We start from the raw sequence: 9,815 nt of genomic DNA, 5'->3' as shown, positions 1-9,815 counted from the left end.
CCCTGCCCTTCCTGGGATGCCGGGTCGAGGACAGTTCCAACGATCGACACCCCTCCCCCTCACCCTCCCGTCGCTGCGCGCCGGGCCCCTCCCTCTCCCCAAGGAGAGGGAAAGGTCACCTCTCCATGGGGAGAGGTCGAAATCGCCCCTGGCGATTTCGGGTGAGGGGGAGCGGTGCCGATGCCCGGAACCGCCCCTTCCCTGCTCCTATGTCTGGTTCACAGCAGCCCGGCACCGCGGGCCCAGCGGTACTTGGCGCCCAGCACCGCGACCGGTGTCTCTGTCGAGTACGGGTAGGCGACGATGCCGTGGTCGTAGAGGTACTGCGCCGCCTCCTCGACCTGCACGTCGCCGGCCAGCGAGGCCACGATCGGCTTGTTGATGCCCTTGGCCCGCATCTCGTCCACCACCTCGGTGATCACCTTCGCGAACACCATCGGCGGCGTGATGATGGTATGCCAGTAGCCGAGGATCAGCGCGTGGATGCGGTCGTCCTCCAGCCCCAGCTTCACCGTGTTGCGGTAGGTGGTCGGCGGCTCGCCGCCGGTGATGTCGACCGGGTTGCCCGCGGCGCCGAAGGGCGGGATGAACTTGCGGAACGCCGCGTCGAGATCCGCCGGCATCGCCATCAGCTGCAGGTCGTTGTCGACGCAAGCATCGGACAGCAGCACGCCCGAGCCGCCGGCGCCGGTGATGATGACCACGTTCTCGCCCTTCGGCGTCGGCAGGACCGGGATGCCGCGGGCGAACTGCAGCAGGTCCTGCAGGCTCTTGGCCCGGATCACGCCGGACTGGCGCAGCACGTCGTCATAGACCTTGTCGTTGCCGGCCAAGGCCCCGGTGTGCGAGCTGGCCGCCCGCGCCCCGAGCGAGGTGCGCCCGGCCTTCAGCACCACCACCGGCTTCTTCTTCGACACCACCTTGGCGACGTCGGCGAAGGCGCGGCCGTCCTTCAAATCCTCGAGATGCATGGCGATCACGTCGGTGGCGTCGTCCTGCTCGAAGAAGGTCAGCAGGTCGTCCTCGTCGATGTCCGACTTGTTGCCGAGGCCGACGATCGCCGAGACGCCCATCTTGGTCGACCGGCTGAAGCCGATGATCGCCATGCCGATGCCACCCGACTGAGACGACAGGGCCGCCCGGCCCTGCACGTCAAACGGCGTGCAGAAGGTCGCGCACAGATTCTTCGGCGTGTAGTAGAAGCCGTAGATGTTCGGGCCCATCAGCCGGATGTCGTATTTCCGGCCGATGGCGACGATCTCGTCCTGACCCTCGTGATTGCCGGTCTCGGCGAAGCCGGAGGGGATCAGGACCGCGCCCGGGATCTTCTTCTCGCCGACCTCGGTCAGCGCCTGGGCCACGAACTTGGCCGGGATGGCGAACACCGCCACGTCGATGGTGCCCGGCACGTCCTTGACGCTGGCATAGGCCTTGAGGCCCAGGATCTCGGTGGCCTTGGGGTGGATCGGGTAGATCGCGCCCTTGTAGCCGCCGTTGATCAGGTTCTTCATCACCGAGTTGCCGATCTTGCCGTCCTCGGCCGATGCGCCGATCACGGCGACCGCGTCGGGCCGCATGATCCGGTTCATCTTGGCCAGGATCGCCTCGGAGGACGGCCGCGGTCGGGCCTCCTTCGGCTCGAAGTCGACGACGACGCGGACATCGGCGGCGATCGCCCCGTCGGTGCGGGCGAAGACCGGGTTGAGGTCGAGCTCGACGATCTCCGGCACGGCATCGACCAGCTGCGAGACCTTGACGATCAGGTCGGACAGCGCCTCGCGGTCGACCGGTGGCGCGCCGCGCACGCCCTTCAGGATCGCCGCGGCCTGGATGCCGTCCAGCATCGACAGCGCTTCGGTGCGGTCGACCGGGGCGAGGCGGAAGGTGATGTCCTTCAGGACCTCGACCAGCACGCCGCCGAGGCCGAAGGCGACCAGCTTGCCGAAGCTGGGATCGGTGACCGCGCCGACGATCACCTCCTGACCGCCGACCAGCATCTGCTGGACCTGGACACCGAGGATCTCGGCCTTCGGGTCGTAGCGGCCGGCGCTCTCGACGATGCGCCTGAAGCCGGCGCGGACGTCATCGGCCGACTTGACGCCGACCAGCACGCCGCCAGCCTCGGTCTTGTGCAGGATCTGCGGCGAGACGATCTTCAGCACCACCGGGAAGCCGATCGCTTCGGCCTGCGCCGCCGCCTGGTCGGCCGTGGTCGCCAGCGCCTCCTTCGGGATCGGGATCTGCCAGGCCTCGCACAGCTCGCGGGCCTCGGGCGCGGTCAGGCTGGTGCGCCCCTCGCGCTTGACCGTTTCAAGGATGCTGCGGGCGATCGTCCGCGCGTCGTCCAGGACGTCTACATGGCCATTCATGGCGGTCCTCGCTCAGCAAAGGATGTGGGGGAGGACCGGACCCACCTGAGGCTGCCCGGTCGCTGGTCGGTGTATCGAGATCAACGGCAGCGCCGTCGGATCAAAAAGAGAGCTTCCGCGTTGCCTCTCCCGCTTGCGGGAAAGGTCGGAGACGCGAAGCGGCTCCGGGTGAGGGGATTTTGTCGAGGCCGGGGCCAGCCCTCACCCGGTCTCGCTGCGCGAGCCCGACCTCTCCCGCCAGGCGGGAGAGGCAACGCAACAGGGTCGGTCCTTCGGCATCAGATCGCGCCGGCGGTGCGCATCGCGGCGATGGCGTCGGCGTCGTAGCCGACCGAGGCCAGGATCTCCTCGGTGTGCTCGCCCAGGAGCGGCGAGCGCTCGACCGGCACGTCGTTGTCGGAGAGCCGGATCGGCGAGGCGACCTGGACATAGTTGCCGCGCTCCGGGTGCGGCACTTCGACCAGCATGCCGCGGTCGTACATCGAGCGATCCTCGATCAGATCCTTCATGCTGAGGATCGGGCCGCAGGGCACGTCGATCTCGTTCAGCGCCTGCATCACCTCGATCTTGCTGCGCTGGCTGGTCCAGGCCTGGATGATGCCGAAACAGTCCGGCAGATGGCTCAGCCGCGCCTCCGGCGTGGCATAGGCCGGGTCCTCGATCAGCTCCTCGCGGCCGACCAGGCGCATCAGCGGCGCCCAGCCCTGCGGCTGGATGATGACATAGGCGTAGTCGTTCTCGCCGCCCGGGGCACAGACCAGCGCCTGGCCCGGCTGGCCGCCGCCCGAGGCGTTGCCGGAGCGCGGCACGGCCTCGCCGAACTCGGTGTTCGGGTATTCGCGCAGCGGGCCGTGGACCAGGCGCTGCTGGTCGCGCATCTTGACCCGGACGAGGTTCAGCACGCAGTCCTGCATCGCCACCTCGACCCGCTGGCCGCGGCCGGTCTGGGTCCGCTGCAGCAGCGCCGCCAGCACGCCAGCGACCAGATGCATGCCGGTGCCGCTGTCGCCGATCTGGGCGCCGGTAGAGGTCGGCGGCCCGTCATGCCAGCCGGTGGTGCTCATCGACCCGCCCATCGCCTGGGCCACGGTCTCATAGGCCTTGCAGTCGACATAGGGGCCGGGGCCGAAGCCCTTGACCGAGGCGTAGATCACCCGCGGGTTGATCTTCTGGATCCTGTCCCAGGGGAAGCCCTGGCGGTCGAGCACGCCGGGGCCGAAATTCTCGATCAGCACGTCGGACTGCTCGAGCAGCTTGATGAAGGCCTCCTGCCCTTGCGGCGACTTCATGTTGATGGTGATGCTGCGCTTGTTGCTGTTCAGCATCGTGAAGTAGAGGCTGTCGACATTCGACTTGTCGCGCAGCTGCGAGCGCGTGATGTCGCCGCGGCCCGGCATCTCCACCTTGATCACATCCGCCCCGAACCACGCCAGGATCTGCGTCGCCGAGGGTCCCGACTGGACATGGGTCATGTCGAGAACGCGCACCCCATCCAGGGCCTTGCCCATGGTTTCTCTCCCGTGTTTGTGCAGCTGCAGGACGGGGCGCGGGCGGCCGTAACCGGCCCGCGCCCGCGGCCGCCTACTTGTACATGGTCTGGTTCATGGTCCCCGGGGCGTAGGCGTCGGGGTCGATCCACACATTGATCAGCGACGGCTTGCCCGATTCCCGCGCCCGCTCCAGCGCCGGGCGGATCTGGCTGGCCTCGTAGACCTCCTCGCCATAGCCGCCGAGCATCTGGGCGAATTTCGAGTAGTGCACGTCGCCCAGCTTGTTGCCGACATTGCCCTTCTCCGGCCCGTATTTCTGGATCTGGCCGTAGCGGATCTGGTTCATGTGCGAGTTGTTGCCGACCACGCCGATGAAGGGCAGGTCGAACCGCACCATGGTCTCGAAGTCCCAGCCGGTCAGGCTGAAGGTGCCGTCGCCGAACAGGCAGAGCACCTCCTTCTCCGGCTGGGCGATCTTCGACGCCATGGCGAAGGGCACGCCGACGCCGAGGGTGCCGAGCGGGCCGGGATCCATCCAGTGGCCCGGGGCCCGCGGCTTGACCACGCCGCCCGAGAAGGTGACGACGTCGCCGCCGTCGCCGATATAGACGGTGTTGTCCGTCAGGAACTCGTTCAGCTCATAGGCCAGGCGCAGCGGGTGGATCGGCGAGGCGTCGGAGCGCAGCTTCGGCAGCCGCGCCGCCTCCATCTTCGCCTCCTCGGCCCGCAGCTCCTCGAGCCAGGGCTCGCGGCCCTTGGCGCCGTTGTCGACCCGGCCGGAGACGGCCTGGGTGACGGCGGCGAAGATGGCGCCGCAATCGCCGACCAGGCCGAGCGAGACGTCGCGGTTCTTGCCGACGGTGCGGTAGTCGAGGTCGATCTGCACCACCGTGGCGTTGCGACCCAGGCGCTTGCCGTAGCCCATGCGGAAGTCGAAGGGCGTGCCGACGATCAGGATCACGTCGGCATTGTCGAAGGCGTAGCGCCGGGTCTGCTGGAAATGGTGCGGGTCGCCCGGCGGCAGCGTGCCGCGGCCGGCGCCGTTCATGAAGGCCGGGATGTTCAGCGCGCGGACGAAGGCGATCGCGTCATCGGCGGCGCGGCAGGTCCAGACCTGCTGGCCCAGCAGCACGCAGGGCTTCTTGGCGTGGACCAGGATGTCGGCCAGCTTCTCGACGTCGCGCGGGTCGCCGATGCTCTTGGTCGACCAGCGGTAGTGGCCGGGCTCCGGCAGCCGGGCCTTCTTCAGCGGCACATGGCCGTCCAGGATGTCGCGGCCGATCTCGAGATAGACCGGGCCGGGGGCGCCGGCGAAGGCCTCGCGGAAGGCCATCGAGCACATGTCGGCGACGCGCTCGGTGGTCACCACATTGGCCGCGAACTTGGTGATCGACTTCATCATGTCGACATGCGGCAGGTCCTGCAGCGACCCCATCTTGTGCTGGTCGAGCGCGCCCTGGCCGCCGATCAGCAGGAACGGGCTCTCGGCGCGGAAGGCGTTGGCGACGCCGGTGATCGCGTCGGTGGTGCCCGGGCCGGCGGTGACCACGGCGCAGCCGGGCTTGCCGGTGACGCGGGCATAGCCGTCGGCGGCATGGGCCGCGACCTGCTCGTGCCGGACGTCGATGATGCGGATGCCCTCGTCCAGGCAGCCGTCATAGATGTCGATGATGTGGCCGCCGCAGAGGGTGAAGATGGTGTCGATGCCCTCGGCCTTGAGCGCCTTGGCCACGAGGTGACCGCCGGAGATGACCTCCTCCGTTGCGGCCGCTTCCTTCACTGTCGTATCGGGCATGATCGCTTCCTCCTCACCTCTTGCTCGGGATGCACGGCACCGCGTGGCGCCGAGCGGTCATTCGAAGCCGGTCCCGTGCCGCTCGACCGACCGCGACAGGTCGAGGGCATGGTTGCGGACCAGCGTCTCGGCGAGATCCCCGTCGCGCCGCGCCAGGGCCTCGACGATGGCGGCGTGGTCCGCCACCGATCGTTCAGCCCGCTCCGGCCGGCCGATCAGGGACCAGCGGATGGCGCGGATGTGCAGGAACAGGGTCTCGGTCATCTCGGTGATCAGGGCGCAGCCACTGAGGCGGATCAGCGCCTGATGGAAATCGATGTCGGCGGCGGCGAACCGGTCCGGCGCATCCGCCTCCGCCGCCTGGCCGGCGATCATGGCGCGCAGCGCCTCGATCTCGGCCGGGGTGGCCTGCGCCGCCGCCAGGCGTGCGGCCATGCCTTCCAGCGCGGCCCAGACCACGATCAGCTCGCGGATCTCGTCCCGGGTCTTGCGCACCACGAAGACGCCGCGCCGCGGCATCGACCTGACGAGGCCCTCCTGCTCAAGCAATGCGATGGCCTCGCGCACCGGGGTTCGGCTGATGCCCAGCGCCTCGCACAGCTGCCGCTCGTCGATCCGGATCGGGCGGCTGTGGCCGTAGATGTTCATGCGCACGATCGCGTCGCGCAGGGCCTGGTACGCCTTGGCCTTGTAGCTGGCCTTGGCGGCCAGCGGCGCGACATCGAGCGTCACCCCATCCACCAGCATCGGCGTCCCTGCCCCAGATCATGCGACCGGCTGTTGAAGCCCTTTGGTCGACTGAATTCAGAATTTTGTATACCAGAAGAATCGGTCCGGCAAGCGAGGAAAGCGGATGTCTTCGTCTTTTTTTACTCTCTGCACGGACAGTTTATGTTGCGGCGCAAAAAAGATGGCCGCGCCACGGCGGAGCACGGCCCAGTCGGGAGGAAACGGTAAACCGGATGTCTCTCGATCCGTCATCCCGTGCGCGCTGCAGCACGCAGTGCTGCTGCGCAGACACGGGATCTCGGCACGTCCTGGAAGAGATCCCGGTTCTGCAGCGCATCACTTCGTGCTGCGCTGCGCCCGGGATGACAATCCGGAAGGGATGGTCATCAGCCCTTACGCAGCCAAGCTCTTCGCCACGTCCTCGCACATCTTCTTGGCGTCGCCGAAGAGCATGAGGGTGTTGTCGCGGAAGAACAGCTCGTTCTCGACCCCGGCATAGCCCGAGGCCATCGAGCGCTTCACGAACAGCACCGTCTTGGCGTTCTCCACATCCAGGATCGGCATGCCGTAGATCGGGCTCGCCGGGTCCGACTTCGCCGCCGGGTTGGTGACGTCGTTCGCCCCGATCACGAAGGCCACGTCGGCCTGGGCGAAGTCGCGGTTGATCTCCTCCAGCTCGAACACCTCGTCATAGGGGACGTTGGCTTCGGCCAGGAGCACGTTCATGTGCCCCGGCATGCGGCCCGCCACCGGGTGGATGGCGTAGCGCACCTCCACCCCCTCCTTCTTCAACAGGTCCGACATCTCCCTGAGCGCGTGCTGCGCCTGCGCCACCGCCATGCCGTAGCCCGGCACGATGATCACCGACCGCGCGTTCTTCATCACGAAGGCCGCGTCCTCCGCCGAGCCCTGCTTCACCGCACGGTCGCCGGCCGGGCCGGCCGCCGCCGAGGCCGCCTCGCCGCCGAAGCCGCCCAGGATCACGTTGATGATCGACCGGTTCATCCCCTTGCACATGATGTAGCTGAGGATGGCGCCCGACGACCCGACCAGCGCCCCGGTCACGATCAGGAGGTTGTTCTGCAGGGTGAAGCCGATGCCCGCCGCCGCCCAGCCGGAGTAGCTGTTCAGCATCGACACCACCACCGGCATGTCCGCCCCGCCGATCGGCAGGATCAGGAGGAAGCCCAGCGCCAGCGCCACCAGGATCAGGAGCAGGAACGCCGCCCCCGACTGACCGGCGCACATCCACACGATCAAGAGGATGATCAGGAGGCCCAGGCCGGCGTTCAGCGGGTGCTGCATCGGGAACACCAAGGGCTTGCCCGAGACCAGCCCCTGCAGCTTGGCGAAGGCGACCAGCGAGCCGGTGAAGGTGATCGCCCCGATCGCCGCCCCCAGCGCCATCTCGATCAGGCTGCCGACATGGATCGCCCCCGGCGTGCCGATATTGTAGGCCGCGGGGTCGAGGAACGCCGCCGCCGCCACGCACACCGCCGCCAGCCCGACCAGGCTGTGGAACGCCGCCACCAGCTGCGGCAAGGCCGTCATCTGGATCCGCTGCGCCACCACATAGCCGATGCCGCCGCCGATCGCGATCGCCGGCACGATCAGCCAGTAGTTCCGCACCTGCGGCACCAGGATCAGCGTCGTCGCCACCGCGAGCGCCATCCCCACCATGCCGTACAGGTTCCCCATCCGGCTCGTCACCGGGCTCGACAGGCCCCGCAGCGCCATGATGAAGCACACCGCCGCCACCAGATACGCCAGCACCGCCAGGCTCGTCATCGCGATCCCCTCGCCTTCTTCTCTTGGCCGATTTGTCTTGGACTGCCGCCTGTACGGGCTAGCTCTTCTTCCGGTACATCGCCAGCATGCGCCGCGTGACCAGGAAGCCCCCGAAGATGTTGACCGAGGCCAGCAAGACCGCCAGCGCCCCGAGCAGGCTCGACGCCCCGATCACCGCCGGGCCCGCCGCGATCAGCGCGCCGACCACGATCACCGAGGAGATCGCGTTGGTCACGCTCATCAGGGGCGAGTGCAGGGCCGGCGTCACCCGCCACACCACGTAGTAGCCGACGAAGCAGGCCAGCACGAACACCGTCAGACCGGTCAGGAAGAAGCCGTGCTCCCCCGCCGGCACCGCGGTTGCCGCCTGCGCCTGCACCGCCAGCGCCTGGGCCTGGTCGGCCAGGCCCCGCGCCGCCTCGGCCAGACCCTGTGCGCCTTGCGCGAGTTCCTCTGTCGCCATCGTCCGCTCCCCTACGCCGCCTGCTCGGCCTTGCCGCCGAAGTTCGGATGCACCACCCGGCCCCCCGAGGTCAGCCGCGTCGCCGCCACGATCTCGTCGCCGCCGTCCACCTTCAGCGCCTGGCTCGCCTTGTCGACCAGGGGCGTCAGGAAGGCCACCAGGTTGCGGGCGTACAAGGCCGACGCATCCGTCGCGATCCGGCCCGGCACGTTGCGGTGCCCGACGATGGTCACGCCCTGGTCCTCGATGACCTCGCCCGGCTTGGTCAGGGCGCAGTTGCCGCCCCGCTCCGCCGCCAGGTCGACGATCACCGAGCCCGGCTTCATCGACCGCACCATCGCCTCGTCCATCAGCACCGGCGCCTTCCGGCCCGGGATCAGCGCGGTGCAGATCACAATGTCCTGCTTCCGGATGGTCTCGGCGATCAGCGCCGCCTGCTTGGCCCGGTACTCCGCCGACATCTCCTTGGCGTAGCCGCCGGCCGTCTCGGCCGCCTTGAACTCCTCGTCCTCGACCGCGACGAAGCTGGCGCCGAGCGACTGCACCTGCTCCTTCGCCGCCGGCCGCACATCCGTCGCCGACACCACCGCGCCCAAGCGCCGCGCCGTCGCGATCGCCTGCAGCCCGGCGACACCCGCGCCCATCACCAGCACCCGGGCCGGCGGCACCGTGCCCGCCGCCGTCATCATCATCGGGAAGGCCCGGCCGAACACCGATGCCGCCTCCAAGACCGCCCGGTACCCCGCCAGGTTGGCCTGGCTCGACAGCACGTCCATCGCCTGCGCCCGCGTGATCCGCGGCACCAGTTCCAGCGCGAAGCTCTCGATCCCGGCCTCGGCATAGGCCGCCAGGCTGTCGCCGTCGTCATAGGGCTCCAGGACGCCGATCAAGGTCGCACCGCGCGGGATCAGCGACAGCTCGTCGACCTCGTCCTCGCCCGATCGCAAGGGTCGTCGCACCTTCAAGACCACGTCGGCGCCCGCGAGAGCCGCGGCCGCATCCGGCGCCACCTCCGCCCCCGCCGACCGGTACGCCTCGTCCGTCACCGCGCTGCCCAGACCGGCGCCGGTCTCCACCGCCACCGTCGCCCCCAGAGCCACCAGCTTCTTCACGCTGTCCGCCGTCGCCGCCACCCGGCGCTCACCGTCCCGCCGCTCCCGCAACACACCTATCCGCATGGA

The 9,815-nt window shown here is 68.8% G+C and carries 7 protein-coding genes; all 7 read right to left on the bottom strand.

Annotation, left to right across the window (positions count from 1 at the left end; translation table 11 throughout):
* Positions 1 to 218: 218 nt before the first annotated feature.
* Positions 219 to 2,369, bottom strand: coding sequence for an acetate--CoA ligase family protein (locus tag AAHM41_RS36495; RefSeq protein WP_342241547.1), 2,151 nt, complete (start codon positions 2,367 to 2,369; stop codon positions 219 to 221).
* Between the two features lie 278 nt (positions 2,370 to 2,647).
* Entirely contained in the window at positions 2,648 to 3,877 is a 1,230-nt protein-coding gene (gene frc, locus AAHM41_RS36490) for a formyl-CoA transferase (RefSeq protein ID WP_342241546.1), read from the bottom strand.
* Between the two features lie 73 nt (positions 3,878 to 3,950).
* Positions 3,951 to 5,654: a thiamine pyrophosphate-binding protein gene (locus AAHM41_RS36485; RefSeq protein WP_342241545.1), complete on the bottom strand. Its 1,704-nt coding sequence runs from the start codon at positions 5,652 to 5,654 to the stop codon at positions 3,951 to 3,953.
* Positions 5,655 to 5,711: 57 nt separating this feature from the next.
* Complete coding sequence (locus tag AAHM41_RS36480) at positions 5,712 to 6,401, bottom strand: GntR family transcriptional regulator (RefSeq protein WP_342241544.1); 690 nt, start codon at positions 6,399 to 6,401, stop codon at positions 5,712 to 5,714.
* A gap of 375 nt (positions 6,402 to 6,776) precedes the next feature.
* Positions 6,777 to 8,171 carry an NAD(P)(+) transhydrogenase (Re/Si-specific) subunit beta gene (locus tag AAHM41_RS36475; protein ID WP_342241543.1) on the bottom strand — a complete coding sequence of 465 codons (1,395 nt, stop codon included), beginning with the start codon at positions 8,169 to 8,171 and terminating at the stop codon, positions 6,777 to 6,779.
* Between the two features lie 58 nt (positions 8,172 to 8,229).
* Positions 8,230 to 8,634 carry an NAD(P) transhydrogenase subunit alpha gene (locus tag AAHM41_RS36470; protein ID WP_342241542.1) on the bottom strand — a complete coding sequence of 135 codons (405 nt, stop codon included), beginning with the start codon at positions 8,632 to 8,634 and terminating at the stop codon, positions 8,230 to 8,232.
* A gap of 11 nt (positions 8,635 to 8,645) precedes the next feature.
* Positions 8,646 to 9,815 (bottom strand): Re/Si-specific NAD(P)(+) transhydrogenase subunit alpha (locus AAHM41_RS36465; protein WP_446719515.1); only part of this gene is annotated, 1,170 nt, incomplete at its 5' end.

This window comes from Inquilinus sp. OTU3971, from assembly GCF_038440215.1.
The sequence above is the reverse complement of the archived record's forward strand: the minus strand, read 5'-3'. Positions and strand labels throughout refer to the sequence as shown.